Annotated in this window: 24 protein-coding genes and 1 pseudogene; 15 read left to right on the top strand and 10 right to left on the bottom strand. The window is 72.6% G+C overall.

Annotated elements, in window-relative coordinates; translation table 11 throughout:
- The first annotated feature begins 125 nt into the window (after nucleotides 1-125).
- From AC07F0_RS17115 to AC07F0_RS17100, 4 genes are all read left to right on the top strand, one after another.
- Nucleotides 126-881, top strand: a complete 756-nt coding sequence (locus AC07F0_RS17115) for a MerR family transcriptional regulator (protein ID WP_478979663.1) — start codon at nucleotides 126-128, stop codon at nucleotides 879-881.
- Nucleotides 878-1,456 carry a hypothetical protein gene (locus AC07F0_RS17110; protein ID WP_478979661.1) on the top strand — a complete coding sequence of 193 codons (579 nt, stop codon included), beginning with the start codon at nucleotides 878-880 and terminating at the stop codon, nucleotides 1,454-1,456. Before AC07F0_RS17115 ends, AC07F0_RS17110 begins: the two co-directional genes overlap by 4 nt.
- A 44-nt stretch (nucleotides 1,457-1,500) precedes the next feature.
- A complete protein-coding gene (gene yaaA / locus AC07F0_RS17105; protein ID WP_478979659.1) occupies nucleotides 1,501-2,283 on the top strand; it encodes a peroxide stress protein YaaA in 783 nt (260 codons plus the stop codon).
- Between the two features lie 97 nt (nucleotides 2,284-2,380).
- On the top strand, nucleotides 2,381-3,028 hold the full coding sequence (locus AC07F0_RS17100; RefSeq protein ID WP_478979657.1) for a bifunctional 4-hydroxy-2-oxoglutarate aldolase/2-dehydro-3-deoxy-phosphogluconate aldolase: 648 nt from the start codon (nucleotides 2,381-2,383) through the stop codon (nucleotides 3,026-3,028).
- Here the strand turns inward: AC07F0_RS17100 and AC07F0_RS17095 are convergent.
- Genes AC07F0_RS17095 through AC07F0_RS17085 form a run of 3 tightly spaced genes read right to left on the bottom strand, consistent with a single transcriptional unit; the run spans nucleotide 3,003 to nucleotide 5,966 of the window.
- Nucleotides 3,003-4,352 carry a bifunctional RNase H/acid phosphatase gene (locus AC07F0_RS17095; protein WP_478979655.1) on the bottom strand — a complete coding sequence of 450 codons (1,350 nt, stop codon included), beginning with the start codon at nucleotides 4,350-4,352 and terminating at the stop codon, nucleotides 3,003-3,005. The genes AC07F0_RS17100 and AC07F0_RS17095 overlap by 26 nt on opposite strands.
- 19 nt (nucleotides 4,353-4,371) lie before the next feature.
- Nucleotides 4,372-5,115 (bottom strand): zinc ribbon domain-containing protein, encoded by a 744-nt coding sequence (locus tag AC07F0_RS17090; protein ID WP_478979918.1) that lies wholly within the window; start codon nucleotides 5,113-5,115, stop codon nucleotides 4,372-4,374.
- Entirely contained in the window at nucleotides 5,112-5,966 is an 855-nt protein-coding gene (locus AC07F0_RS17085; RefSeq protein ID WP_478979653.1) for a Nif3-like dinuclear metal center hexameric protein, read from the bottom strand. Before AC07F0_RS17085 ends, AC07F0_RS17090 begins: the two co-directional genes overlap by 4 nt.
- A gap of 199 nt (nucleotides 5,967-6,165) precedes the next feature.
- On the opposite strand from AC07F0_RS17085, the gene AC07F0_RS17080 reads away from it, so the two are divergent.
- Nucleotides 6,166-7,407, top strand: coding sequence for a hypothetical protein (locus AC07F0_RS17080; protein WP_478979651.1), 1,242 nt, complete (start codon nucleotides 6,166-6,168; stop codon nucleotides 7,405-7,407).
- Between the two features lie 96 nt (nucleotides 7,408-7,503).
- Nucleotides 7,504-7,680, top strand: a complete 177-nt coding sequence (locus AC07F0_RS17075; protein WP_478979649.1) for a hypothetical protein — start codon at nucleotides 7,504-7,506, stop codon at nucleotides 7,678-7,680.
- Between the two features lie 116 nt (nucleotides 7,681-7,796).
- Here the strand turns inward: AC07F0_RS17075 and AC07F0_RS17070 are convergent, their stop codons facing one another.
- The 3 genes from AC07F0_RS17070 to AC07F0_RS17060 are packed head-to-tail and all read right to left on the bottom strand — an operon-like array spanning nucleotide 7,797 to nucleotide 10,714.
- Nucleotides 7,797-8,738, bottom strand: a complete 942-nt coding sequence (locus AC07F0_RS17070) for a 3-oxoacyl-ACP reductase (RefSeq protein ID WP_478979647.1) — start codon at nucleotides 8,736-8,738, stop codon at nucleotides 7,797-7,799.
- A gap of 10 nt (nucleotides 8,739-8,748) precedes the next feature.
- Nucleotides 8,749-9,825 (bottom strand): Zn-dependent alcohol dehydrogenase, encoded by a 1,077-nt coding sequence (locus AC07F0_RS17065; RefSeq protein ID WP_478979645.1) that lies wholly within the window; start codon nucleotides 9,823-9,825, stop codon nucleotides 8,749-8,751.
- 31 nt (nucleotides 9,826-9,856) lie between these two features.
- Entirely contained in the window at nucleotides 9,857-10,714 is an 858-nt protein-coding gene (locus AC07F0_RS17060) for a MaoC/PaaZ C-terminal domain-containing protein (RefSeq protein ID WP_478979643.1), read from the bottom strand.
- 794 nt (nucleotides 10,715-11,508) lie between these two features.
- Between AC07F0_RS17060 and AC07F0_RS17055 the strand changes: the two genes are divergently transcribed.
- Together AC07F0_RS17055 and AC07F0_RS17050 are read left to right on the top strand one after the other, a co-directional pair.
- Complete coding sequence (locus AC07F0_RS17055; protein ID WP_478979641.1) at nucleotides 11,509-12,732, top strand: hypothetical protein; 1,224 nt, start codon at nucleotides 11,509-11,511, stop codon at nucleotides 12,730-12,732.
- Nucleotides 12,729-13,295, top strand: a pseudogene (locus AC07F0_RS17050) (response regulator). Before AC07F0_RS17055 ends, AC07F0_RS17050 begins: the two are co-directional and overlap by 4 nt.
- A gap of 45 nt (nucleotides 13,296-13,340) precedes the next feature.
- Here the strand turns inward: AC07F0_RS17050 and AC07F0_RS17045 are convergent.
- On the bottom strand, nucleotides 13,341-14,768 hold the full coding sequence (locus AC07F0_RS17045; RefSeq protein ID WP_478979639.1) for an MFS transporter: 1,428 nt from the start codon (nucleotides 14,766-14,768) through the stop codon (nucleotides 13,341-13,343).
- 242 nt (nucleotides 14,769-15,010) lie between these two features.
- On the opposite strand from AC07F0_RS17045, the gene AC07F0_RS17040 reads away from it, so the two are divergent.
- The 6 genes from AC07F0_RS17040 (at nucleotide 15,011) to AC07F0_RS17015 (ending at nucleotide 21,249) form a co-directional block, all read left to right on the top strand.
- Nucleotides 15,011-16,750, top strand: a complete 1,740-nt coding sequence (locus AC07F0_RS17040; protein ID WP_478979637.1) for an MFS transporter — start codon at nucleotides 15,011-15,013, stop codon at nucleotides 16,748-16,750.
- Between the two features lie 90 nt (nucleotides 16,751-16,840).
- Entirely contained in the window at nucleotides 16,841-17,491 is a 651-nt protein-coding gene (locus AC07F0_RS17035) for a class I SAM-dependent methyltransferase (RefSeq protein ID WP_478979635.1), read from the top strand.
- A gap of 329 nt (nucleotides 17,492-17,820) precedes the next feature.
- On the top strand, nucleotides 17,821-18,108 hold the full coding sequence (locus AC07F0_RS17030) for a hypothetical protein (protein WP_478979634.1): 288 nt from the start codon (nucleotides 17,821-17,823) through the stop codon (nucleotides 18,106-18,108).
- 63 nt (nucleotides 18,109-18,171) lie between these two features.
- A complete protein-coding gene (locus AC07F0_RS17025) occupies nucleotides 18,172-19,140 on the top strand; it encodes an N-acetylmuramoyl-L-alanine amidase (protein ID WP_478979632.1) in 969 nt (322 codons plus the stop codon).
- Nucleotides 19,141-19,299: 159 nt separating this feature from the next.
- Nucleotides 19,300-20,139: a hypothetical protein gene (locus AC07F0_RS17020; protein WP_478979630.1), complete on the top strand. Its 840-nt coding sequence runs from the start codon at nucleotides 19,300-19,302 to the stop codon at nucleotides 20,137-20,139.
- Between the two features lie 96 nt (nucleotides 20,140-20,235).
- Nucleotides 20,236-21,249 carry an LLM class F420-dependent oxidoreductase gene (locus tag AC07F0_RS17015; protein ID WP_478979629.1) on the top strand — a complete coding sequence of 338 codons (1,014 nt, stop codon included), beginning with the start codon at nucleotides 20,236-20,238 and terminating at the stop codon, nucleotides 21,247-21,249.
- A gap of 11 nt (nucleotides 21,250-21,260) precedes the next feature.
- On the opposite strand, the gene AC07F0_RS17010 is transcribed toward AC07F0_RS17015, so the two are convergent.
- The 3 genes from AC07F0_RS17010 to AC07F0_RS17000 are packed head-to-tail and all read right to left on the bottom strand — an operon-like array spanning nucleotide 21,261 to nucleotide 24,677.
- A complete protein-coding gene (locus tag AC07F0_RS17010) occupies nucleotides 21,261-22,010 on the bottom strand; it encodes a hypothetical protein (RefSeq protein ID WP_399409461.1) in 750 nt (249 codons plus the stop codon).
- A complete protein-coding gene (locus AC07F0_RS17005) occupies nucleotides 21,997-23,586 on the bottom strand; it encodes a vWA domain-containing protein (RefSeq protein WP_478979627.1) in 1,590 nt (529 codons plus the stop codon). The genes AC07F0_RS17010 and AC07F0_RS17005 overlap by 14 nt, the downstream gene beginning before the upstream one ends.
- The gene (locus AC07F0_RS17000; RefSeq protein ID WP_478979625.1) at nucleotides 23,559-24,677 is read right to left on the bottom strand and encodes a hypothetical protein; all 1,119 of its coding nucleotides are present in this window, start codon (nucleotides 24,675-24,677) and stop codon (nucleotides 23,559-23,561) included. Before AC07F0_RS17000 ends, AC07F0_RS17005 begins: the two co-directional genes overlap by 28 nt.
- 315 nt (nucleotides 24,678-24,992) lie before the next feature.
- On the opposite strand from AC07F0_RS17000, the gene AC07F0_RS16995 reads away from it, so the two are divergent.
- Nucleotides 24,993-25,286: a hypothetical protein gene (locus tag AC07F0_RS16995; RefSeq protein WP_436729873.1), complete on the top strand. Its 294-nt coding sequence runs from the start codon at nucleotides 24,993-24,995 to the stop codon at nucleotides 25,284-25,286.
- The last annotated feature ends 83 nt before the right edge of the window (nucleotides 25,287-25,369 follow it).

Genomic DNA, 25,369 nt, shown 5'->3' with positions numbered 1-25,369 from the left:
ATCGGCTGATCACCTGTCCGTGAATCGGGAACCGTTCCCTCGATCGTGGCACACGATCACGGCCGCCGTCAGAAGCCAGAGCCGGTCCTTGCCCCTGCCGCAACGTCAACGTCTCTACTGGTCCCATGCGGATCGGAGAACTCGCCGCCGTCGTCGGCGTCACCACGCGGACTGTGCGGCATTACCACCATCAGGGGCTGTTGCCGGAGCCGGAGCGGCGGGCGAACGGGTATCGGGAGTACGGGCTGCGGCACGCCGTCGTGCTGGCGCGGATCCGGCGGCTGACCGAGTTGGGGCTGGGGCTCGCGGAGGTGCGGGATGTGCTGGCGGACGACGCGGCCAAGGACCTCGTCGAGGTGCTGACCGAGCTGGACGAGGATCTGGCGCGGCAGGAGGAGGCCGTCCGGGAGCGGCGGGGGCGGTTGCGGGCGTTGCTGGAGGCGGAGGGCGGGCTGCCGGCCGAGGGGCCGGTGTCGCCCGAGCTGGCCGCGCTCTTCGCGGGGACCGCCCAGCTGTCGGACTCGCCGATGGCGGCCAAGGACCGCGAGATCATGGCCTTCCTGGAGACGGCCATGCCGGAGGAGGCCCGGCAGCGGCTCGTGTCGTCGCTGGGTGAGGTGCTCGGCAGGCCCGATGCCGTGGCGCGGGCCGACGAGGCGTACGCCCGGCTCGACGCGCTCGCCGACGCGGAGCCGGACGATCCGCGCGTCACCGAGGCCGCCCGGGCCCTCGCCGACTGCATTCCGCCGGAGTTGTTCCCGGAGATCGGGGACCTCGACCACGACGACAGTGTCCTGCGCGCCTTCTACGAGGACCTGGCTCCGGCCCAGGCGGAGGCGATCCGCCGGACGCTGCGCCTCCTCACCGAGGAGCGGCGATGAGGACCGCGCGGTTGCTGGTCCGGCACGAGGCGCGGCTGCTCGTGAGTCTCGTGCTGTGGGTGGTGCGGCGCACGCACGGGGCGCCCGGCGGACAGGTCTTCGGGTACGCGCGCGGGCAGGGCGCGATGATGTTCGGGTTCGGGTTCGTGTGTCTCGTCGAGACGGTCGCGATGTCCGTGTTGCTGCGCGACTGGCCGACCGTGCACGCCGTGGTTCTCCTCCTGGACGTGTACGGCATCGTGCTCGTCGTCGCGCTGCACGCCTCGTCCGTCGTACGGCCGCACGTGCTGGATCCGGACGACGGGTCGCTGCGGATCCGCCGCTACGCCCACATCGATCTGCGGGTGCCGCTGGAGCGGATCGCCTCGGTGCGGCGCGAGCTGCGGATGACGCACGAGCGGGCCGACGGCGAACTCGACGTCGAGGTCGGGTCCCAGACCACCGTCACGCTCGAACTGACGGAACCGGTCACGCACGTCACGTTCCTCGGCCGTCGGAGGGAGGTGCGGGTCGTCCGCTTCCACGCCGACGACGCCGACGGCCTCGTCCGCGCCCTCGGCCGGGCCCGCGTCTGAGCTCCCCGTACGCTGTCGGCTGCCGTTCGATCGAAGGAGTATCCGTGCTTGTCCTGCTGCCGCCCTCCGAAGGCAAGGCCCCCTCCGGCCGCGGTGCCCCGCTGAAGCCCGAGTCGCTGTCGCTGCCGGGGCTGGCCGCCGCCCGGGAGGCCGTCCTCACCGAGCTGGTCGAGCTGTGTGCCGGCGACGAGGACAAGGCGCGCGAGGTGCTCGGGCTGAGCGAGGGGCTTCGGGGCGAGGTCGCCAAGAACGCGGAGCTGCGCACGGCGGGGGCCCGGCCGGCCGGGGAGATCTATACCGGTGTGCTGTACGACGCCCTTGGCCTGGCGTCGCTGGAGGCCTCCACCAAGCGGCGTGCCGCACGGTCGCTGCTGGTCTTCTCCGGGCTGTGGGGAGCGGTCCGGGTGACGGACCGGATTCCGTCCTACCGGTGCTCGATGGGGGTGAGGCTGCCGGGGCTGGGTGCGCTGGGAGCGCACTGGCGTACGCCGATGGCGTCGGTGCTTCCCGAGGCGGCCGGGGACGGGCTGGTGCTGGATCTGCGGTCCGCCGCGTACGCCGCCGCGTGGAAGCCGAAGGGCGAGGTCGCCGGGCGGACGGCGGCCGTGCGGGTGCTGCACGCGCCGACGCGGAAGGTCGTCAGTCACTTCAACAAGGCGACGAAGGGGCGGATCGTGCGCAGCCTGCTGACCGCCGGGGCCGCTCCGAAGGGGCCGGCCGAGCTGGTGGAGGTGCTGCGGGATCTCGGGTACGTCGTGGAGGTGGCGGCTCCCGCGAAGGCGGGGCAGGCGTGGTCGCTGGACGTGCTGGTGACCGAGGTGCACTGAGGGTCGCTGCCTCTGAAGAAGGCACTGCTGAAAAGGCCTGTTGCAACATGCGCAATGCCCTTTGCGCATGTTGCTGGCTCGACGGCAGGATACGGCCATGTCCTCTCCCCTGCCCGCCTCCGTGCTGGACCTCGCGCCCGTCGTCCCCGTCGTCGTCATCGAGGATGCCGGTGACGCCGTACCGCTGGCGCGGGCGCTGGTCGCCGGCGGGCTGCCGGCGATCGAGGTGACGTTGCGGACGCCGGCGGCGCTGGAGGCGATCCGCCGGATCGCCGGGCAGGTGCCGGAGGCGGTGGTCGGTGCCGGGACGGTGATCAGCGCCGAGCAGGTCGCGGCCACGGTGGCCGCGGGCGCCCGCTTCCTGGTCAGTCCCGGCTGGACGGACGTGCTGCTGGAGGCGATGCGGGGCTCCGGCGTGCCGTTCCTGCCGGGCGTGTCGACCACCTCGGAGGTCGTGGCGCTGCTGGAGCGCGGGGTGCGGGAGATGAAGTTCTTCCCGGCCGAGGCCGCGGGCGGTACGGCGTATCTGAAGTCGCTGGCGGGGCCGCTCCCCCAGGCCCGGTTCTGTCCCACGGGCGGGATCGGCCCGGCCTCCGCCCCGGACTATCTGGGCCTGCCCAATGTCGCCTGCGTGGGCGGGAGCTGGATGCTGCCGCAGGACGCGGTCGCGGCGCGCGACTGGGGCCGGGTCGAGACGCTGGCCCGTGAGGCGGCGGCGCTCAGCGCAGGTGGGACGTGTCGTTGAGGAGCCGGACGCTGGCGTTGCCGTCCGCGTAGTACGCGACGACCGACAGGGACGCGGCCGACAGTTCCATCCGGAACAGGGACTCCGGCGGAGCGCCCAGGGCGAGCCGGACGAGCGTCTTGATCGGCGTCACGTGCGTGACGAGCAGGACCGTGCGGCCCGCGTACGCCGCGACCAGCTTGTCGCGGGTGGCGGCGATCCGGGTGGCGGTCGCCGCGAAGCTCTCGCCGCCGCCGGTGGGTTCGGCGTCCGGGGAGGCCAGCCAGGCGTTCAGGTCGTCGGGGTGGCGCTCGCGCACCTCGGCGAAGGTGAGGCCCTCCCAGGCCCCGAAGTCCGTCTCGCGCAGCCCGTCGTCGACGCTGACGTCCAGGCCGAGCCGGGCGGCGACGATACCGGCGGTCTCCCGGGTGCGGGCCAGCGGCGACGACACGATCGCCTGGATCGTGCCCCGCCGGGCGAGCAGGGCGGCGGCTCGCTCGGCCTGGTCCCTGCCGATGTCGGAGAGGGCGGGGTCGGAGCCCCCACTGCCGGAGAACCGCTTCTGCGGCGTCAACGGCGTCTCCCCGTGCCGCAGCAGCACGAAGGTGGCGGGGGCACCCATGTCGGCGGGCGCCCACCCCGGGGCGGCAACGGCCTTGGCGGCACGGGCGTCGGCGTCCGTCTTCGCCACGTCGGCGTCGGCATCCGCCTTGGCCCCGCCGGCGCCGTCGTCCGGCTGCTCCGTCGCCCCGGGCACGGAAGGCCGCGCGGGAGAAGAAGGCCCGGATTCCGGGGTCCTGCCGGTCGCCAGGGCCTCGCGTGCCCTCGCGGCGCCTGCCGTCGCGTCCCCCGGTGGGCCCTGCGGTTCCGGCGGGGCGACAGTCGCGGCGGGTGTGTCGAGGTCCGCCGTCGAAGTCGAGGCCGACCACTGCTCTCCCCTGGCCCCGGCGTCCATGGCCTCGTTGGCCAGCCGGTCCGCGTGCTTGTTGCGCTCGCGCGGGATCCACTCGTACGTCACGCGTCCGGGCGGGAAGATCCGGGCCGCGTCCGCGGCCAGGGGCTTCATGTCGGGGTGCTTGATCTTCCAGCGGCCCGACATCTGCTCGATCACGAGCTTGGAGTCCATCCGGACGTGGACCGCCGCGGCCGGGTCCAGCTCGTGGGCGGCGCGCAGACCGGCGAGGAGGCCGCGGTACTCGGCGACGTTGTTCGTCGCGACGCCGAGGTACTCGGCGGCCTCCCGCAGCGTCTCACCGGTCGCCGCGTCGCTCACCACGGCCCCGTAGCCCGCGGGCCCCGGGTTGCCCCGCGACCCGCCGTCGGCCTCGACGATGAACTCCCGCACCGGACAGGCTCCCCGCGGCCTAGATACCGGACTCGGACGTGCGCACCAGGATGCGGCGGCAGTTCTCGCAGCGGATCACCGTGTCGGGCGCCGCGCTGCGGATCTCGCTCAGCTCCGTGATGGCGAGCTCCTGCCGGCAGCCCTGGCAGCTGCGCGCGTACAGCTTCGCCGCGCCGATGCCGCCCTGCTGCTCGCGCAGCTTGTCGTAGAGCTTGAGCAGGTCGGCGGGGATCGAACCGGCGATGACCTCGCGCTCCTTGGTGACTGTGGCGATCTCGCCGTCGATCTCCTCGAAGGCCGCGTCACGGCGCGTGGTCGCGTCGTCGATCTTCGCCTCGACGGAGCCGACCCGCTCGGTCAGCTCGGCGACCCGCTGCTGCGCGGACTCCCGGCGCTCCATGACCTCCAGCACCACGTCCTCCAGATCACCCTGCCGCTTGGCGAGCGAGGCGATCTCACGCTGGAGGTTCTCCAGGTCCTTGGGGGAGGTGACGGCACCGGAGTCCAGGCGCTGCTGGTCGCGGGCGGCACGCTGGCGCACCTGGTCGACGTCCTGCTCGGCCTTGGTCTGCTCGCGGGCGGTGTCGCTCTCCTCGGTCTGCGCGGCCACGAGCAGGTCGCGCAGCTGGGTCTGGTCCTTGGTCAGCGACTCGATCTCGGCGTGCTCGGGCAGCGACCTCCGCCGGTGGGCCAGCTGCTGGAGGCGGACGTCGAGGTCCTGGACGTCGAGGAGTCGGATCTGGTCGGCGGGCTCGGCGTTCAGTTCGGGGCTCCCAGGGGGTCAGAAGTGGTAGAGGCCGCGTGGGCGGTCCAGGGGTCGGTGACCGTCTTCGAGACGTGGACACGCAGGTCCCATCCGTGGCGGTCGGAGATCTCGTCGAGCTGGCTCGCGGCCAGCTCGCACCAGGGCCACTCGGTGGCCCAGTGCGCCGCGTCGAGCAGCGCGAGGGGGCTGTGGGCGCGGGCCTCGGAGACGGGGTGGTGGCGCAGGTCCGCCGTGAGGAAGGCGTCGACGCCCGCCGCGCGTACGTGGTCGAAGAGGCTGTCGCCGGAGCCGCCGCTGACGGCGACCGTGCGGACGAGCGCCTCGGGGTCGCCGGCGACCCGGATGCCCTGCGCGGTGGCGGGCAGCCGCTCGGCGGCGCGGGCGGCGAACTCGCGGACGCTCAGCGGATGGTCCAGAGCGCAGACGCGACCGAGGCCCCGGCGGCCCTCCGGGTCGGTGGGGTCCGGTACGAGCGGCCCGGTGACCCTGAGGTCCAGGGCGCCCGCGAGGGCGTCGGAGACGCCGGGGTCGGCGGTGTCGGCGTTGGTGTGAGCGACGTGCAACGCGATGTCGCTCTTGATGAGGGTGTGGACGACACGGCCCTTGAAGTGGGAGGCCGCGACCGTCGTCGTGCCGCGCAGATAGAGCGGGTGGTGGGTGACGAGCAGGTCGGCGCCCAGCTTCACCGCCTCGTCGACGATCTGCTGGACCGGGTCGACGGCGAAGAGGACGCGCGTGACCTGCTGGTCCGGGTCGCCCACGACGGTGCCGACCGCGTCCCAGGACTCGGCCCGCTCGGCGGGCCACAGGCTCTCCAGCTCGGCGATGACTTCAGACAGACGGGGCACGGGTGCAAGGCTACCCGTCTGATCTGTGGCGTTGAACCGCCGCCGCCCCCGGCCGCCCACCCTCGCCCCGCTCAGCACAGTCGCCCCCTCCTCCTCAGGCGAATCGTTCCTGGAACACCCTTATGTGTGAAGTCGGGTGCTTGCGCATTCCCCGGCCGCGTGCACGAAAACTACGTTCGTCACTGGAGGTGACCGAAGGATGACACTGTGTGCGATCGAGCCTTCGGCGGGACACGAGGACGACGAGGCCGCGCCGGCAGGATGCACACTCACCGCGGACGGCGCCTACGCCGCACGCCTCGCGTCGGCCGGCGACTCCTGGTTCCCCGAGCGCTGGACCCTGGACGGCCCTGAGCCGTACGCGGTCCCCCTGCCCCGCAACCAGCCGGAGGAACCCGGCACCGAGGTGCAGCCGATGGGCGACGGGCGGGTCCTCATCCACCGTCTGGTGGCCGGGCGGCACGCCTTCTCGTTGCTGTACCCGACCGGGCCCGGCACCGGCGAGCTGCCCCTGGGCGTGGTGGAGTGCCCGGCCGACACGGCCCGGCTGCGGCTACTGCCGCCCGCCCCCGGCGGCGAGCGGGCGTACGCCCTGTCCGTCGGCCCGCGTGCGACGACGGTGTGGCTGGTGGCGGGCGGTGTCTTCGGGCCCGAGCGGCTGGCCGAGCTGCCCGGCCGCTGCTCGGGCGGGGTCTGGCTGGACCGTACGGGGCGGCTGCTGGCCCTGGACCGGGAGACCGGCGGGCGCACCAAGGCCGTCGTGGTGGATCTGGAGCGCGGCGGGGAGGTGTCGCCGTTGCTCCAGATCGCCGCCGACAGCGACGACCGGCTGCTGCTCGCCGACCATGACAGCGGGCTGCTGCTGATCCGCTCGGACGCACCCTCGCCGGGGCAGCACCGGCTGGGCTGGGGTGTCCTGGGCAGCACCCTGCCGGTGCGCTTCCCTGAGTGCCTGCGGCTGCCGGGCTGCACCGTCACGCCGTTCGCGATCCAGCCGGGGCAGATGCTGACGCCGGAGAGCTGCGCGGTGGCGCTGCGCGTCGACGGGCCGCGCGGCAGCTGGGTCGGCGTGTGGCGGCCGGCCGAGCGCCGGGTGCACCATCTCCCGGCGCCCGAGGGGTGGCTGGCGGGCGCCGGCCTGTGGACGCCGGACGGGGTGCTGCGACTGCCGTACGCGACGGAGGCCGTGCCGTGCGGCGTGGCTCAGGTGAGCCCGCCCGCGGCCGCGGCGCCCGAGCCCGGCGCGTCCCCGGCGACAGGACACCCTCCAGAACCGGCGCCCCCGGCTCCGGAAACCTCCGACACGCCTCCGCAGCCGGGACAGCCCGCACCACCCGAACAACCCACTCCACCAGCCGATCCCGCTCCGCCCCCGGCCCCCGCCACCACCCGCCCGGTCCCGCTGCAAGAGGCGCCGTTGGGACGGCTTGTAACGAACTAGTGCCGGTTGGCGTGGCCGCCTGGATCCGGGATGCGGGGGGCCGGTTAAACTCGCCCGGCTGTTTGAAAGATCATGTTGACGGGGTGAATTCCACCGATGAGCGACGCCAGCACCAACCAGCTGCACACAGCCGACGTCCAGGAGACCGCCGCCGGCCACGGCCGGCACCGCGGCGAGATCTCCACGCAGGTCGGCGAGACGGCTCCGCGCGGCCGCCACCGCAAGCCGGTGACGGAGAGCGAGCGGACCGAGCGCACCGAGACGGCGGCCTGACGGAACGTCAGTGACCGTACGGCGAACGGCCCCACCCTGATATGACGGGTGGGGCCGTTTCCCGTTCTTCAGCCGCGCCTCGGCCCGGGACTTGAGCTGCGCCAGGGCCCCGGACTTCAGCCGCGTTTCAGCCCCAGCACCTCCGCCGCCGCGAACGTCTCCCCCGCCGGCCGGTCCGCGTAGTACGGCCCGAGGACGGCCTCCAGCTCCTCGTACGTGAAGGTGTCCTGCTTGCTGTCGAACCGGGCGGCGACGCGCGGCCGTTCGACGACGGCCACCATGCCGCCGTGCACCACGAGGAGCTGTCCGTTCACATGGGCGGCGGCGGGTGAGGCCAGATAGCCGACGAGCGGGGCGACGTGCTCGGGGGCGAGCGGGTCGAGGCCGTCGCCGGGGGGCTGTTCGACGCCCGCGAAGACGTCCTCGGTCATCCGGGTGCGGGCGCGCGGGCAGATCGCGTTGGCCGTGACGCCGTACTTGCCGAGGGCGAGGGCCGTGGAGGTGGTCAGGCCGACGATCCCGCCCTTGGCGGCCGCGTAGTTGGGCTGCCCGGCGGAACCGGCGAGGAACGCCTCGGAGGAGGTGTTCACGATCCGCCCGTACACCGGCTCCCCGGCCCGCTTGGACCGCTCCCGCCAGTGGGCGGCGGCGAACCGGATGGTGTTGAAGTGCCCCGTGAGGTGCACGCGGAGGACGGCGTCCCACTCCTCCTCGGCCATCGAGAACACCATGCGGTCGCGCAGGATGCCCGCGTTGTTGACGAGGATGTCGAGCTTGCCGAACTCGGCGACGGCCGACTCGACGAGCCCACGGGCCTGCTCGAAGTCGGAGACGTCACCGGTGTGCGCGAGCGCGGTCCCGCCGGCCGCCCGTATCTCGGCGACGACCTCCTCGGCGGGCCCGGCCGAGGCCTCGCCGGTGCCGTCACGGCCGGGCCGCCCGTAGTCGTTGACGACGACGGCGGCGCCGAGCCGGGCGAGTTCCAGCGCCTCGGCCCGGCCGAGCCCGCGGCCCGCGCCCGTGACGATTGCGGACAGTCCCTTCAGCGGCAGCGGCATGGCGGTGTCCTCACATCTCGATGCACGTACGCAGGGCGGTCCCGGTGCGCATCTGGTCCAGGGCCTCGTTGATGTCGGCGAAGGGGACCCGGTGGGTGATCAGGCCCGCCAGGTCGACGCGGCCCGCGCGCCACAGGGCGATGGTGCGTTCGTAGGAGCGCAGGATGTCCCCGCCGCCGTACATGGACGGCAGGATCCGCTTCTCGTCGAAGAACAGCTCGAACATGTTCAGCTGGAGGAAGTCGTCCATGGCGCCCGCGCCCACCACGACGAGGGTGCCGCCGCGCCGGGTGTTCTCGTAGGCGGCGCGTGCCGTGGCGGACTTGCCGACGACCTCGAAGACGTAGTCGAAGCCCTCGCCGGCGGTGATCTGCTGCTTGGCGTCGGGCAGCTCGTCGGGCGGGACGGCCTTCGTGGCCCCGAACCGCAGGGCTGCCTCGCGCCGCGTCTCGACCGGATCGACGGCGACGATCTCGGCGGCCCCGCGCAGTCGCGCCCCCTGGATCACGGAGATGCCGACACCGCCGCACCCGATGACCGCCACCGACGAACCGGCTTCCATGTCGGCCGTGTTGAGCGCGGCACCCAGTCCGGTCGTCACACCGCAGCCGATGAGGGCGGCGATGTCGAAGGGCACGTCGTCGGGTATCGGGACCGCACACCCGGCGTCGACGACGACCTCCTCGGTGAAGGTGCCGGTGCCGGCCATGCCGAAGACGTCCCCGCCGGGCCGCCTGAAGTTGGGGGTGCCCGCGTTCATGAACCCGGCGAGGCACAGCTCGGTCTGTCCGCGCTTGCAGGCGGGGCATGCGCCGCAGGCCGGCAGCCAGCACACGACGACCCGGTCACCGGCCGTCAAGCGGCCGACTCCTTCGCCGACTTCGAGGACCTCGCCCGCCCCCTCGTGCCCGGGCACGAACGGCCCGGGCTGCGGCAGCACCCCGCTCATCGCGGACAGGTCCGAGTGGCACAGCCCCGCGGCGCGCACCCGGATCCGCACCTTGCCCGGGCCGAAGCCCACCGCCTCGACGTCGTCGAGGACCTCCAGCTTGTCCTGGCCGATCTCGTGCAGTACGGCTGCGCGCATGGTGCGGCTCCCCTCGTACGGCGGTTGGGACTCAGGTGTGTGTGACGACGGTGTCGGCGAGGACGGGCGCGTCGTCCCTCTCGACGGCGCTGACGGCGACCCGGATCTCGCCGTCCAGGCGCCACATGCGGATGCGCAGCGTCTCGCCCGGGTAGACGACGCCGGCGAACCGGGTGGCGTACGAGCGGACCCGGGTCACGTCCCCGTCGAGCACCGTGCCGACGACCGCCTTGAGCGTCATGCCGTAGGTGCACAGCCCGTGCAGGATGGGCCGGTCGAATCCGGCGCGCTCGGCGAACTCGGGGTCGGCGTGCAGCGGGTTCCGGTCCCCGGACAGCCGGTACAGCAGGGCCTGGTCCTCGCGGACGTGCCGTTCGACGAGCCGGTCCGGCTCGCCGGCGGGCGGTTCGAGCCGGGTGGACGGCCCCCGGTCGCCGCCCCAGCCGCCCTCTCCCCGGACGTAGATCTGTGCGTCGTTGGTCCACAACGGCCCGCCGCCGTCGGCGACTTCGGTCCGCATGACGAGGACGGCCGCCTTGCCCTTGTCGTACACGGCGGCGATCCGGCCGGTGGCGGTCGCGCGGCCCCGGGCCGGGATGGGGCGGTGGATCCGCAGGCTCTGCCCGCCGTGGAGGACGCGGGCGAGGTCGACGTCGACGCCGGGCATGGACAGGCCGCTGATCACGCCGGGGGATCCGGCGCCGGCGACGGTGGCGAAGCTCGGCAGGACGTGCAGCCGGGACTCCAGGGTGTAGCGCAGCTCGTCGGGGTCGGTGGCGGGGACGCCCGCGCCGATGCCGAGGTGGTAGAGCTGCACGTCCTTGTGGTCCCAGGAGAGCTCGCCGGTCCGGGGTTCGGCGGCGAGCGCCTTGGCTGCGTCGATGGGCATGGGGCTCCTGATCGCCGTGGGAAGGGCCCACCGTGGGAGGGACCACCGTGGGAGGGACCTCGGCACGGCCGTCCGCACCGTCGGCCGCGCCGAGGCCGTCTGCGGCCGAACTGGAACGCGTTCCAGTCCTGCGCCCTCTGTATAGCCCAGGCCCCCACACTTGTGAAGCCTCCTGACACCGTGTCAGATCGCCGCCGGGTGAGACGCGGCTCATGACTTTTGTCCTGCCGAAACGGCGGCGCACGCCGCGGACTCGGGAGTGCGGGCGCCGGGCACGACGGCACGGACAGTTGGCGCGGCGACGCGGGCGGCGGGCAGGGTAGGTCAGGGGCCGCGTCGGCACGGGGCTGACCGGTCTCGCGGAGCGTCTCGCGGTGGTGGGCGGATCGTTGACGGCCGGGCCGCGAGCCAGGGGCGGATTCGCCGTGTCGGCGGAACTCCCGCTCGACGTCGACGCGGCAGGCACGCGCTCGGCGTGGCGGCGGGACGGGCGTGACCGTTCGCCTTACGACGGTGCGGGACGGTCCGAGTGCGACCGGCAACCGGCGTCCCGAAACCGACGCCGCCCCAGAGACCGGCGGCCGGCCCGGAACCCGCCCCAGAGACCGGCGGCTGGCCCGGAACCCGGCCCGGAGGCCGGTTGTCCGCCGCCCTGGCGACCTGGGGGCGGGACGCACAACAACCCGCGCGGGCGTGTACGTTGGCCGCTGGTCCGCGCGCGCCAGATGTACACGTACCGCCCACGCACCCGTACGCGTCGACGGCGCCGGCAACGGCTAGGGAAAATGGAGCACATGGCACGCGTCGCCGTCATCACCGCGCCGAACATCGGGTACCGCAACACCGGCATGCTGACCGTCGACTTGGCGTTCGAGTCCCTGCGGCGGCGCATGGCCCCCGAGACGGAGACCACCTGGTACACCCTGCACACGCCGGAGACCGTGCCGCTGCGCGAGTGCGCGCGAGGCACGGAGTTCCCGTTCCGCTTCCACCCCCTGGCCGAGCACCTCGACTCGCTCCGCGACCACGACGCGGTCGTCTTCTGGGGCGACTTCCTCCACACCCGGCACTACCTGGAGCAGGACGCGACGAACCGCCTGCTCGACTTCGGTTTCGCCAAGGATCGAACGGCCGCCCGCAACCTGCTCAACCGCACCCTGCTGTTCGCGGACCAGCCGGACGAACTCCTCACGCGGACCCTCAGCTACGGCGGGACGATCCTGCACAACTCCCAGTCCGACTACGAGGACAAGGAGTACGGCCCCCTGTTCTCACGCCTGGTGACGCGAAGCCGCCGCGTCTGGGTGCGTGACCCGCTCTCGGCGGCGAAGATCGCGCATCTGCGCGGGGACCGTACGACCGACCACTTCGGTTCGGACGCGGCGCTGCTGTCCCGCCCGGGCGACCTCGACCACCTCCCGACGACGCAATGGTCCCGGGCGGTCCCGGACGGCGGTGCGATCGGCGTGTTCCTCGGTGCGCGGACGCCGATCCCCGAGTGGCTGCCCACCTTCTGCCAGGACCTGTCCGAGCGTCTGGGCGCCCCGCTCGAGTGGCTGCCCTGGTTCGACCGGGACGTCCCCGCTGCGGTCGGTCACATCGCGCAGCGCCCGGGCCGGCACACCATCGGCGACCTGGTGCGGGTCCTGCCCCGCTACCGCCTGGTCATCACGGACACCTACCACCTGGCCGTCAACTCCTGGGGCGCCGGCACGCCCGCGGTGTGCGTCGGCGCGCCCGAGCCGACCCCCAAGACCCATGACGACTACCTGACGCTGAGCGATGTGAAGAAGCACGTCTTCCACATGGCCTACGACGCGACGGACTTCTACCTGTCCACCCAGGAAGGACACCGGCAGAGCATCGACTTGCTCGACCGGCTGGTCCCACTCCTGGAGGGCGGCGGCGCCGAGACCGTGGCGGCGCGCATCCGTGCTCACGCCGACTACTCGGCGACGGCGTTCACCGAGGCGCTGGCCTCGGTGCTCGGCGTGTCCCGCCCTCCCCTCGGCCCCTGACCGACAGCCCCATCCGCGTGCTGCTCGCGGAGGATCAGGGCATGCTGCGCGGTGCGCTCGCGCTGCTGCTCGGCATGGAGGACGACATCGAGGTCGTCGCCCAGGTGGGGGCCGGTGACGCGATCCTGGACGCGGCACTCGCCCACCACCCCGACGTCGCGCTCCTCGACATCGAACTCCCGGGAAAGAGCGGCCTGGACGCCGCCGCCGACCTGCGCGCCATCCGCGCCGCGCCCTGGAGGCGGGGGCCACCGGTTTCCTCGTGAAGGACGGCCCCGTGGAGGAACTCGCCGCCGCGATCCGCCGTGTCGGTGACCGGCGAGAGGGTCATCGACCCGGCCCTCGCCACGCCCGCACTCAGCGCCGGTCCCACCCCCCTTACCGCATGCAAGAGCGACGCCCTCAACGCCTCCGCGGACGGCGCGACGGTCGCCGACATCGCCGCCCGAACCCACCTCTCGGAGTCCACCGTCCGCAACTACCTCTCCTCCGCCATCGACAAGACGGGCACCAGCAACCGCACGGAGGCCCTGCGAGAGGCCCGCCGCCAGGTCTGGCTGTGAGAACTCAGCCCGCCCGGAACAACGCCACGCTCCGGTTCGGCGGTCCTACCGCTCGTCCGCCGTGCGGGGCAGCCAGACCCACATGAGCAGCACGCCCGCCGCGAGCACCCCGGCCCCCACCCGGAACGCCAGCGCGTACCCCTCCGTCAGCGCCGCCGGTGTCCCGCTGCCCGCCGTTCGGGTCGCCGCCAGTGTCGACAGGACCGCCAGGCCCAGCGAACCGCCCATCGTGCGGGAGGTGTTGACGAGCCCGGACACCAGTCCGGCCTCCTCGGGCGCCGCGCCGGACGTGGCCACGGAGGCCAGCGGGGTCGCCGCCAGTCCCGCGCCGAGCATCATCAGGACTCCGGGGATCAGGATCGTCGTCGCGTACGCGCCCTCGGGGGTCATCGTCGACTGCCAGGCGAAGCCGGCCACGGCGACCAGCGTGCCCAGCGCCGCCACGTTCGGCGGGCCCAACCCCCGCATGAGCCGGGGCGCGAGCTTGGAGGCGAAGATGACGGCCAGCGAGCTCGGGACCAGGGCGAGCCCGGCCTCCAGCGGGGTGTAGCCCAGGACGTTCTGCGCGTACAGGGTCATGAAGAACCACATGCAGAACATCGCGGACCCGCACAGGAACATCGCCACGTTCGCCGAGGACACCGACCGCAGCCGCAGCAGCCCGAGCGGCATCAGCGGACTCCGCGTCCGCGCCTCGACCGCGAGGAACAGCCCGATCAGCGCGAGCCCGGCGAGCAGCGGCAGCAGCGTGGCCGTCGCCGTCCAGCCCGCCGCCTCGGTCTGGGAGATGCCGTAGGCCAGCGTGCCGAGCCCGCCCGTCACGAGCAGCGCGCCCGGCAGGTCCAGCCGCCGCCCGTCCCCGGCCCGGCTCTCGGTGAGGAACCAGGCGGCCCCGCACAGCACGACCGCCCCCACGGGCACGTTGATCAGCAGCACCCATCGCCACGACAGCGTCTCCACCAGCAGCCCGCCGACCAGGCCGCCCGCCGCGCCGCCGCCGGCGCCGACCGCCGTCCAGGTCCCGATGGCCCGGGCCCGGGCGGCGCCCTCGGGCACCGAGGCGGTGAGGATCGTCAGCGTCGAGGGCGCCAGCACCGCCGCCCCGAGCCCCTGCGCGGCCCGCGCCACCAGCAGCTGCCAGTCGTCCTGCGCCAGCCCGCCCGCCAGCGAGGCGAGGGTGAACAGGCCGAGCCCGACGAGGAACATCCGCTTGCGGCCGTAGAGGTCTCCGGCCCGCCCGCCGAGCAGCATGAACCCGGCGAAGGCGATGGCGTAGGCGTTCACCACCCACTGCAGGCCCTGCTCGCTCAGCCCGAGCCCGGTCCGCATGGACGGCAGCGCCACGTTGACGACGGACACGTCCAGCACGACGAGGAACTGCCCGGCACAGGTGAGCGCGATCACGAGCCAGGTGGGAGGCGCGGTACGGCGTGGCGTACGGGTCATTTCGGCGGCTTCGAGCATGGGTGTCATGCTCTCAACCACTCCATGGTCCTTGCATCGGGATTTCGACCTAGGGCCACGCACGGCAGACCTAGGGCCACGCAGGAAGACCCAGGGCCCTCGTCCTCCCTGGAGGCCGCCCGCGCTTCAAGAGAAGGTCAAGATTTCGTTAGAGTGCCGAAGCAACGGAATAGTTGCCTACGCATACAAGGTTCACACCCCACGTACTCACGCACCACCCGAACAACCCCCCGGCCTGGAGGCCACCCTCAATGACGCAGACGACGACAGTCCGTCCCGCCGGCAGAGCGAGCGGAGCCGTGGTCCCGGTGCTCGCCTTCGCGGGCATCGTTGTCGCGGTGATGCAGACCCTGCTCGTCCCGGTCATCAAGGATCTGCCGCAACTGCTGGACACCGCCCCCAGCGACGCCACCTGGGTCCTGACCTCGACCCTCCTCTCGGGCGCGGTGGCCACCCCGATCATGGGCCGCCTCGGCGACCTCTACGGCAAGCGGCGCATGCTGATCACCAGCCTGTCGGTCATGGTCGTCGGCGCCCTGGTCAGCGCGTTCACCAGCGACCTGCTGCTCATGATCGCCGGCCGTACGCTCCAGGGCTTCGCGATGGGCGCCATCCCGCTCGGCATCGGCCTGATGCGCGACATGCTGCCCCGGGAGAAGCTCGGCTCGGCGATGGCCCTGATGAGCTCCTCCATAGGCGTCGGCGGCGGCCTCGCCCTGCCCGCCGCCGCCCTGGTCGCGCAGCACAGCGACTGGCACGCCCTGTTCTACGGCGCCGCCGGCCTCGGTGTCCTCGCCATCGCCCTCACGCTGCTCGTCGTGCCCGAATCGCCGATGCGCGCCGAGGGCTCCTTCGACCTGCCGGGCGCCCTCGGCCTGTCCACCGGGCTCGTGCTCTTCCTGCTGCCGATCACCAAGGGCAGCGACTGGGGCTGGACCTCCGGCATCACGCTCGGCCTGTTCGCCGCCGCCGCGATCGTCCTGCTCCTGTGGGGCGTGATGGAGCTGCGCGTCAAGGCCCCGCTGGTCGACCTGCGCACCACGGCCCGTCCGGCCGTCCTCTTCACCAACCTCGCCTCGATCATGGTCGGCGTCTCCTTCTACGTCGTCTCCCTGGTCCTGCCCCAGCTGCTCCAGCTGCCGAAGTCCACCGGCTACGGCCTCGGCCAGTCGATGGTCGTCGCGGGTCTGCTCGTCGCGCCGCTCGGCCTGACGATGATGCTCACCGCGCCCGTCTACGCCCGGCTGTCCGCGAAGTACGGCCCCAAGGTCACCCTGATCCTCGGCCTGCTGATCATCGCGATCGGCTACGGCGCGGGCCTCGGCCTGATGAGCGCCGCCTGGCAGAGCCTGGTCATCTCGGTCCTGCTGGGCGCGGGCATCGGCCTGGCCTACTCCTCGTTGCCCGCGCTGATCGTGGGCGCGGTCCCGGCCTCGGAGACGGGCGCCGCGAACGGCCTCAACACCCTGATGCGTTCCATCGGCACGTCGGTGTCGAGCGCCGTCATCGGCATGGTGCTGGCGAACACCGCGGACAACGTCGGCGGCGTCGAGATCCCCACCATGCACGGCTTCCGGCTCTCCTTCCTGATCGCGACCGGCGCGGTCGCCGTGGGCCTGCTGCTGGCCCTCTTCCTGCCCGGCCGCCGTCCGTCGGACAAGCCGCGGCTGCGCGCCAGCAGCGAGGAGGACGCCAACCTGGAGCGCGCCGAAGCGGTGCTGCGCGGTTTCCGCGGCCGCGTCCTGGCGGCGGACGGCACACCGGTCGCCCGCGCCAAGGTCACCCTGATCGACCGCCGGGGCCGCCAGGCCGGCGCGACGCTCTCCGCCGAGGACGGTGCCTATGTCCTCACCGTCCCGGCCGGCGGCTCCTACGTCGTCGCCGCCCGCGCCACGGGCCACGGCCCGCTCGCCTCGTCCGCGACCCACACGGGCGACGAGCGGTCGGTCGACCTGGACCTGTCGCTGCCGGGCGAGACGGTCTCCGCCTGACCCGCTGCCCACCCGGCCCCCCTGTCACCCCCCCGGCAGGGGGTCCGGCAGCATGGGCGCCCGGACCGTCGTACGACCGAGAGGAACCCCATGCCCACGGCCCCCGAGCCCGAGATCCTGGCCGCCTTCGAGGCGGCGAAGGGCTTCATGCCCGTGGGCGAGGGCCTGGCCCTGTACGCGGCGGCGGTGGAGGCCGGCCGGCTCGGGCTGCCGCTACTGGAGGTCGGCACGTACTGCGGCCGCTCCACGGTCCTGCTCGCGGACGCGGCCCGGGAGGCCGGCGTCACCGCGCTGACCGTCGACCACCACCGGGGCAGCGAGGAGCAGCAGCCGGGCTGGGAGTACCACGACCCGGAGACGGTCGACCACGAGCTCGGCCTGATGGACACGCTGCCCACCTTCCGCCGCACGCTGCACCGGGCAGGCCTGGAGGACCACGTGGTGGCCCTGGTCGGCCGCTCCCCGCAGATCGCGGCGATCTGGCAGACCCCCCTCGGCTTCGTCTTCATCGACGGCGGCCACACCGACGAGCACGCCACCGCCGACTACGAGGGCTGGGCCCCGCACGTGGCCGAGGGCGGCCTGCTCGTCATCCACGACGTCTTCCCCGAGCCGGAGGACGAGTTCACCGGCCAGGCCCCGTACCGCGTCTACCTCCGGGCCCTCGCCTCCGGCGCGTTCACCGAGGTCTCGGCGACGGACTCCCTGCGGGTCCTGCGGCGCACCGGTCCCGGCAGCTAGTGCCGCGGCAGGCAACGTCCGCCCCGTCGCGACGCCCGGCACGATCCCCCACTGCCTTGAGGGCGTGGGAGGTGCCCCCACTCGCCGCACCGGCCGAAAGCCCAAGTACGTCCAGTACGAGGGCTTCCGGCCGGCACTCCCCCAGCCTTCGGCCGGGGGGACCCCCAGAGCACGCACCGGACGCCGCTCCTTGACGGGCGAACGTCGCCTGCCGCGGCACCAGCGAACGGCTGGGCGGGTGAACTGCGGCCCCTCCACCCCTTCCCGGTCGGCCCACGGGCGGCGTGGCGCGTCGGTGGGCGACCGCCGCTGCTCAAGGATCCGGGCGCGTGGCACACACCTTCGCAGAGCTCGTGGAGAAGCAGCGCGCGGCGGACGAGGCGTACGCCCGCGTACGGCAACTGCAGGACGCGTACGGCCCGCCCACCCAGACCAAGTGGAGCGCCCAGCAGACCACCACCTGGGAGACCGCCTGGCGCGCCTGGCGCGACCTCGCCCGCGACGTCCAGGCGGCGGTGACCGCGTACGCGAAGCAGGAGGACACCCCGCGCCAGGAGATCGAGGCACGGGTGAAGGAGGCGGTACGACACGGTGAGCCCGACGGGAACGAGGAGTAGCCGCCACCCGCCCGGCCGTCCTCGACCCGCTGCCCCCTGCGGACGGCCGCTAGGGTGGCGCACGTGTCGTACGTAGGCCCGGACTTCGAACCTCCCCAGCCCCGCCGCCCCCGCCGCGGCCCCTTGACCGTCGCGCTCGCCGCGCTGGTGCCCGGGGCGCTGCTCGGCTGGCTCGTGTACGAGACGGTGGGCGGCTCGGGGGACAACGGCGGCCCTGGCCGGGCGACCGTGCGGTCCTCCCCGCCCTCCGTGTCCTCCGCGTCGGGCGCGCCCACCGACGACGCCAAGAAGCCGAGCGCCGCCCCGCCCTCGCGGAAACCCACGGCGTCCTCGACCTCCGCGCCCGCCCCGGCCTCCGGCCCGCTCAAGGGAAAGGTCGTCGTCATCGACCCGGGGCACAACCCGGAGAACTTCCAGCACGCCTCCGAGATCAACCGCAAGGTGAACATCGGGACGAACTGGAAGGAGTGCGACACCACGGGCACCTCCACCAACGACGGTTACACCGAGGCGAAGTTCACCCTGGACGTGGCGCACCGGATGCGCACGCTCCTCGAAGAGCAGGGCGCCACGGTGAAGCTGACGCAGGACGGCGACCGGCCGTACGGCCCGTGCGTGGACGAGCGGGCCCGGATCGGCAACGAGGCGAAGGCCGACGCCGTGGTCTCGGTCCACGCGGACGGCTCGGGCACCGGCAACCGCGGCTTCCACGTCATCCTGCCCGGCGAGGTCCACGCGGACGCCGCCGACACGCGTGCGATCGTCGCCCCCTCCCGCGATCTCGGCGAGCGCGTCGCGGGCCGCTTCGTCGCCGTCACCGGCAGCGCGCCGTCCAACTACATCGGCGACGGCACCGGACTCGTCACGCGTAAGGACCTGGGCGGTCTCAATCTGTCAACGGTTCCCAAGGTGTTCATCGAGTGCGGCAACATGCGCGATAGCAAGGACGCGGCGCTGCTGACCAGTGGCGCGTGGCGGCAGAAGGCGGCGCAAGGGATCTCTGAGGGAATCGTGAGTTTCCTGCGCGGGTAGATCTCGGCGGGCCCTTCCGGGCGGACACCCTGATCGGGCGGACGATAGGGTCCGTTCGTACGATGAGGGGTCACCCCCGCGCTTCACACCGGGGCCTGACGGCGACATGGTGGCAGCGACGCCTCTACCGACGACGAGACGACCTACGAAGGACCTGAAGTGAATATCCGCTCCCTCACTCGAGGCGACGGCGTGGTGATCGGTGCAGCGGTGTTGCTGTTGATCGCGTCGTTTCTCGACCTCTACTCGCTCGATGGTGTCCCTGACAGCGCCGACCTCCCCAGTCTGTGGGCAAGCGGGCCGGTCGTGCTCAGTGTCGTTCTCGCGGGGATCATCGGCGCCGCACTCGTCATCGTCACCCGCAGTCTGCCGCAGGTCCCGAAGATCGCGGGTCTCGACCTGGCCCAGTTCGGCGTCGCCCTCACGGTGTTCGCCGCGTGGAGCGCGCTGGGCAACATCTTCGACCCGGCCGGCGGAGCCGACAACTTCGAGGGCAGCACCTCCGACGGTCCCAGCGCCGGCCTCGGCCTGACCCTCGCCCTCGTCGCCACGCTGCTCCTGGCCGCCGCCGCGATCGCCACCCCCCTCGTCCCGGCCCTCAAGGGCGCCCTCATCCCGGCCCCGCGCCCCGCCGCTCCGCAGCCCTACGGCGCCCAGCCGCCCGGCGGTTACGGCTACCCGGGCGCCCAGCAGCCGGGTGGCTACGGCCACCCGCAGCCGGGACAGCCCGGGCAGCCGGGTCAGCCGTACGCCGGCCAGCCCCAGCCCCAGCAGGCCCAGGCTCCGCAGCCCCCGGCCGGGGACTTCTCGCCGTTCTGGTTCGCGGTGCCGGTGCCGCGGCCGCTGTTCGCCGAGGACGGTTCGCCGACGCCGATCGCCGAACTCGCGCCGGGCACCTGGTACCTGGCCGTCGAGCAGCGCGGCGCCGCCCTGGTCGCCCAGACGCAGGACGGCCGCCGCGGTGTCCTGCAGGACACGTCGGGCATCCAGCGCGGCTGAACCCCTGAACGACGTACGGCCCCTCGCCCTTCCGGGTGGGGGGCCGTTGCCGTACAGTCGTCGCCCACATTGCTGACGATCCGTCAGGAGGCAGGCGTGCGGCTCGGTCTCGCCCTCGGTTACTGGGGTCGCGGCCCCTCCCCCGGCCATGTGCCGCTCGCACAGGAGGCCGAGCGGCTGGGCTACGACTCGGTGTGGACGGCGGAGTCCTGGGGCTCGGACGCGTTCACGCCGCTCGCCTGGCTCGCGGCGCACACCTCCCGCATCCGGCTGGGCACGGCGGTCGCGCAGATGGCGGCCCGCCCGCCGACCACCACCGCCATGCAGGCGCTCACCCTCGACCATCTCTCCGGCGGGCGCATGATGCTGGGCCTGGGCCTGTCCGGCCCGCAGGTCGTCGAGGGCTGGTACGGCCGCCCGTTCCCGAAGTCGCCGTTGACCGCCACCCGCGAGTACGTCGACGTCGTACGGCAGGTGTTGCGGCGCGAGGCACCGGTCGAGCTGGCCGGCCGTTTCCACGCCCACCCCTACCGGGGCCCGGACGCCACCGGCCTCGGCAAACCCCTCAAACCGATCACCCATCCGCTCCGTCCGGACCTGCCGGTCCTGCTCGGCGCCGAGGGGCCGAAGAACGTCGCCCAGACGACCCGGATCGCCGACGGCTGGCTGCCGCTGTACTGGTCGCCGACGCGGCCGGAGGTCTACGGCCCCGCGCTGCGCGACCTCCCCGAAGGCTTCCTCGTCGCCCCCCTGGCCCAGGTCCGGCTCTGCGACGACGTCGCCGAGGGCCTGTTGCCCGTCAAGGCCATGCTCGGCTTCTACATCGGCGGCATGGGGCACGCGGCCCGCAACTTCCACGCCGACCTGATGGCCCGCATGGGATACGAGGAGGAGGCCCGCCGGATCCAGGAATTGTTCCTGTCCGGCCGCCGGGAGGAGGCCGTCCTCGCCGTGCCGGACGCCTTCGCCGACGAGATCTCCCTGGTGGGTCCGCGCGAACGTATCGCGCAGCGGCTGGAGTTGTGGCGGAGAGGGCCGGTGACCGATCTCCTCGCCCTCGCGCCCGACCCGCACACCCTGCGCGTGCTCGCCGAGCTCAACTCCCGGTGAGCGGTGCCCGGTCACCAGAAGATCGCGATCGCCTCCAGCGTCACCTCGCGGGTGTCCTCCCGCCAGCCGGTCATCTTGCCGAGGCAGCGGGCCGTGAAGGTGCCGGCCGGGATCGAGCGGCGCGCGTTCCCGGGGGCCACGACACGCATGTACACCGGGGGCTGCTCCTCGCCGTACTCGGCCCGCAGCTCGAATCCCTCCGCCACGTCCGGCACGCGGGCGAACACCCCTTTGACCGAGACGAATTCGCCGATGCGGCTCAGGGTCACCGCACGGCCGTCGGCCAGGTTGTCGGCGAGGTTCCGGTTGGGGACGACGGTCAGTGTGGTCAGGTCGGCGTGGACGATGGCGTCGGCCCGGTCGAAGGCCTCCATGACCACGCCGATCACGTTGATCGGTTTGTCCTTGCGCACGAACTTGCGGAACGTCTCCTGGCTGACGTCCCGCTTCAGCCGGAACCGGAACAGCCACGTCAGTACCCGGCTCCAGAAGCCGACACTCGTGTCGACCTTCGTCCGCAGTTCGACGGCCTCCTCCAGCGCGGACCGGTAGTTGCCGAGCTCGTACAGGTCCATCACCGCCTGCTCGTCGAGGTACAGGCAGATGCTGTACGCCGACTGCCAGCGCCGCATGTGCCTGTGCCGCTCCCGGGCATGGCGCACCAGGACCACCGCGAGCACCACCGCGCCGGCGGCCGTCACCAGCCAGGCCGTCATCCACGGCCACCAAAGGCTCCACCACAGTGCGTCAGTGACAGCCACGGATCTCCTTGAACGCCTCGGAAAGGGACGAGCCGGCGACGTCCACCATCCGTCCCCCCGTCCTGGCCGCCGCGTGCCGCAGTTCGCCTGCGTCGGCCTCGCCGAAGTGGACGGGGTAGGTATGGACGGCCGCGCGCACGGGGGCGGGCAGCGCCTTGTGACGGCGTACGAACTCCGCGTAGGACAGGCCCCCGTTGTTTTCGCCGTCCGTCATCAGGACGAGTGAGACGGAGCGGTCGGGGTCGGCGGCCAGTGCCCGGGCGGCGGTGCGGTAGCCGTGGTCGAGAGCGGACCATACGGCGGTGGCGTCGCCGTAGCCGCCCCGGGCGACGGTCTCGGCGAGGGCGGTCAGGTCCTTCGGGCCGGTGACGGTGACGGTTTTCTCTTCCAGCACTCGGCCGCCGAACCGGACGACGGTCAGCCGCTCGCCCCGGTAGAAGCGGGTGAACTTGCCGGAGGTGGAGGGGTCCGCGCCGCTGAGTCCGGCGAAGGCCTCGCGCAGGGCGGCCATCCGGGCGCCGCGCATCGAGCCGGAGAAGTCGAGCAGGAAGACCACCTGGCTCGTGGTGCGGCGGTCGGGGTCGCCGTAGTCCGCCAGCAGGGTTTCGACGACGGCCGGCCGGTCGGGGTAGAAGAGCGCGTTGCCGACCGGTTCGCGCAGCCGCGCGTCCCGGGTGACTGTCGTGTTCACGGGGCGACGCAGAGTGTGCCGCATGATCTGCCGCTGCACCGAGTCGCGGTGCAGCCACTGCGTGACCTTGTCGTACGCGGTCCGGTGGGCCGGGTTCAGCAGGAGCAGCGGGAAGTCCGCCAGGACCATGCCGTCTTCGGGGCGGACGACTTCCAGGCGGTCGTCGAGGCGGTCGGTGGCGTTGAGGGCGAGCAGATCGGACTCGTACGTGATCAGGGCGTTGGCCTCGTCCTGGTGATCGACGTAGGAGTCGACGAGGGCGGGGCCGGTGTCGGCGGTGAGGGTCTGGCCGGAGCGGAAGCCGCGCAGCCGGTCGCAGGAGACGTCCTCGGGACGCAGAGCGGCTCCGGTGCCGGCCGCGGCGGTGGCAACGCCGACGAGGGCGGCGAGCCCGCTGCCGGCGTGCCGGGGGTCGGCCATGCCGAAGCGGACGGTGCCCGTGGCGGCGGCGTCCGCGATGTCCGCCCAGGTGAGCCGGGAGCCGGGTACCCGGGCGCGAAGCTTACGTGCCACGTCCGGCTTCAGGCCGATGACGACGGGGGAGGTCATGGTGGGCGTGCGCTGCCACCCCCGGGTCGCATTCTTGTCGGTGAGACGCAGATAGCGGTCGGACGACAGCCACGCGAGGTCGTACCTGTCGCGGTCCGGGGTCTTCGTCTCGGCGTCGGCCCGGTGATCCAGACGCAGGTCGACGCCGGTCTCGTCCTTCAACTCCCCCAGCAGCGGCGCCAGTACGGCGAGGTCGGGACCGGCGAGCACGCGCAGCCGGACCGTGTCGCCGCCGTCATCGCCCGAGCAGGCGGTGAGCAGGCCGGCGACGAGCGCCAGGCAGAGCGCCAGCAGGCCCGCGCCGCGCCTCACCGGCTGTCCGTCCGGTCCGGGCATTCTCCGACGGTCTCGATCATCTTCTCCAGCAGTGGCAGGCTGGGCAGGACCGCCCGGGTGTCGTCGGAGGAGGTGGTGGGTACGGGGATCTGCCGCTCGGTGAGGAACCGGGTGAGCTCGTCGCTGGTCGCGCCGCCGGTGGCGTTGCGGGCCCGGAAGCCCAGCTCCATGGCGCGGTGCTGGAGTTCGCGGTCCGTGCTGACCAGTTCGCCGAGCCGGGCGCCGTCGCCGGTCAGCGCGACGAGCTGGGGTTCGGTGACGAAGCGTGTGGACGGGTAGAGAAGGACGCGCTCGTCATCGGTCGTGCCCTGTTCTGCCTGGTGCCTGATCTGGTGGGCGAGGAACTGGTGCTCGTAGATCACCGAGATCGGGGCGATGCTGTGCCCGTCGGGGGACAGATACGTTTCGGCGCGTTCGGCGGACGGCAGGCCTTGCTCGACGAGGAGCGGCTTGATCTTCCGGGCGAGTTGCTGGGCCTCGGCCTCGCTGTCCGGCGCGTCGTTCCCGTGCTCGACGAAGGCCACGAGCCCGAGGTAGGTGCCGGCGGAGTTGGACTCGCAGATGTCCGAGGTCTGGGCAAGGATCTTGTTGCCGTTGTGGACGAGGTCGTTGCGGTCGATCTCGTCCCAGCGGTACCCGTCCCGGGCATCGCGCTGGGCCCCCTTCCTCCTGCCGTGCGCGAGATCGAGGAACTTCCGCATGTCGAGCGTGTAGTACATCGGCCGGCCGCCCGAGCCCTGCTGGCGCTTCGCGACGCCTTCCGCCGTGAGCACCTCGGCGTAGTCCCGGTAGGTGGCGAGCACGATGGGGCTGACGAACGGGCGGTACAGCAGCACCGGACGGTTCGCCCGGGCGCGCTCCCGGCCGATCAGATCGGCGGCCGGCTGGCCGGAGGGGAAGACGACGTCGTACCCCTCGTAGTCCTGCTTGGCGATCTCACGCGAGCCCATGTTGGTGATGTGCACGCGGAAGCCGTGCTTCATGAGCAGCCGCTCGACCACGGAGTCCTGGAAGAAGTCCCTCTTCGAGGCCATCTTGGCCTCTATGGTGACCACCTGCCGCAGCGGCAACAGCAGGTTCCCGGAGGTCATGAGCAGGACCAGCCCGATAACCGGGACGGGCAGCGCCAACGCCAGCGTTCTCCGCAGGCGTCGGCGCGGGGGTCTGGTGACGGTTAACCGTGGCTCTTCTGTAGCGGGTCTGTTCGCGGTCACCTGCGTTCTCCCCCCGTGACACCTGCGTTCTCCCCGTGTGACCGGCCAGGATCGTCGGTGATGCGGGTGTACCCCGAACGGCCCTTCCGGGAACGTCCGTTGAACCTACGAGGAAGCGCACGGCGAGAGCCGGTGGGGCGCGGAGCGCACCGGGCCGGGTTTGAACGAGGCCGCACGGGTTACCCGGTTGGCATGTCCCCTCGATATCGCAACGGTGCGAATCAGGCCGGCACGGTCATCGCCGTCGTCGCCGACATCATGGCCCTCATCCTGGGCCTGTGGATTCTGATGTACCTGCTGGACGCCAACCGCGCGAACGACTTCGTCCAGTTCATCCACGACGCGGCCCGCTGGCTGGCGGGTTGGTCCCACGACCTCTTCACGTTCGACGAGGACTGGGCCCGAGTGGTCGCCGGCTACGGCCTGGCAGCGGTGGTCTACTTGTTCGTGGGCCACGCGATCGCCAATCGAGTACACCGGCACTGACACCCCAGGGGCGCGGGGCTGTGTCGACATGCGGCTCCGCCGCGTGGGCGCGACAAGCCACACACGACCCGCGCCCGCCACAC

The sequence above is a fragment of the Streptomyces sp. NPDC045955 genome (genome assembly GCF_056430805.1).
This window is presented reverse-complemented; position numbering and strand designations above follow the sequence as displayed.

Bases quoted from the DNA above. Each gene is read 5' to 3' on its own strand.
- AC07F0_RS17115 (WP_478979663.1), top strand. From the start codon at position 126: ATGCGGATCGGAGAACTCGCCGCCGTCGTCGGCGTCACCACGCGGACT.
- AC07F0_RS17110 (WP_478979661.1), top strand. From the start codon at position 878: ATGAGGACCGCGCGGTTGCTGGTCCGGCACGAGGCGCGGCTGCTCGTG.
- AC07F0_RS17100 (WP_478979657.1), top strand. From the start codon at position 2,381: ATGTCCTCTCCCCTGCCCGCCTCCGTGCTGGACCTCGCGCCCGTCGTC.
- AC07F0_RS17080 (WP_478979651.1), top strand. From the start codon at position 6,166: ATGACACTGTGTGCGATCGAGCCTTCGGCGGGACACGAGGACGACGAG.
- AC07F0_RS17075 (WP_478979649.1), top strand. From the start codon at position 7,504: ATGAGCGACGCCAGCACCAACCAGCTGCACACAGCCGACGTCCAGGAG.
- AC07F0_RS17070 (WP_478979647.1), bottom strand. From the start codon at position 8,738: ATGCCGCTGCCGCTGAAGGGACTGTCCGCAATCGTCACGGGCGCGGGC.
- AC07F0_RS17065 (WP_478979645.1), bottom strand. From the start codon at position 9,825: ATGCGCGCAGCCGTACTGCACGAGATCGGCCAGGACAAGCTGGAGGTC.
- AC07F0_RS17060 (WP_478979643.1), bottom strand. From the start codon at position 10,714: ATGCCCATCGACGCAGCCAAGGCGCTCGCCGCCGAACCCCGGACCGGC.
- AC07F0_RS17055 (WP_478979641.1), top strand. From the start codon at position 11,509: ATGGCACGCGTCGCCGTCATCACCGCGCCGAACATCGGGTACCGCAAC.
- AC07F0_RS17045 (WP_478979639.1), bottom strand. From the start codon at position 14,768: ATGACACCCATGCTCGAAGCCGCCGAAATGACCCGTACGCCACGCCGT.
- AC07F0_RS17040 (WP_478979637.1), top strand. From the start codon at position 15,011: ATGACGCAGACGACGACAGTCCGTCCCGCCGGCAGAGCGAGCGGAGCC.
- AC07F0_RS17035 (WP_478979635.1), top strand. From the start codon at position 16,841: ATGCCCACGGCCCCCGAGCCCGAGATCCTGGCCGCCTTCGAGGCGGCG.
- AC07F0_RS17005 (WP_478979627.1), bottom strand. From the start codon at position 23,586: ATGCCCGGACCGGACGGACAGCCGGTGAGGCGCGGCGCGGGCCTGCTG.
- AC07F0_RS17000 (WP_478979625.1), bottom strand. From the start codon at position 24,677: ATGACCTCCGGGAACCTGCTGTTGCCGCTGCGGCAGGTGGTCACCATA.
- AC07F0_RS16995 (WP_436729873.1), top strand. From the start codon at position 24,993: ATGTCCCCTCGATATCGCAACGGTGCGAATCAGGCCGGCACGGTCATC.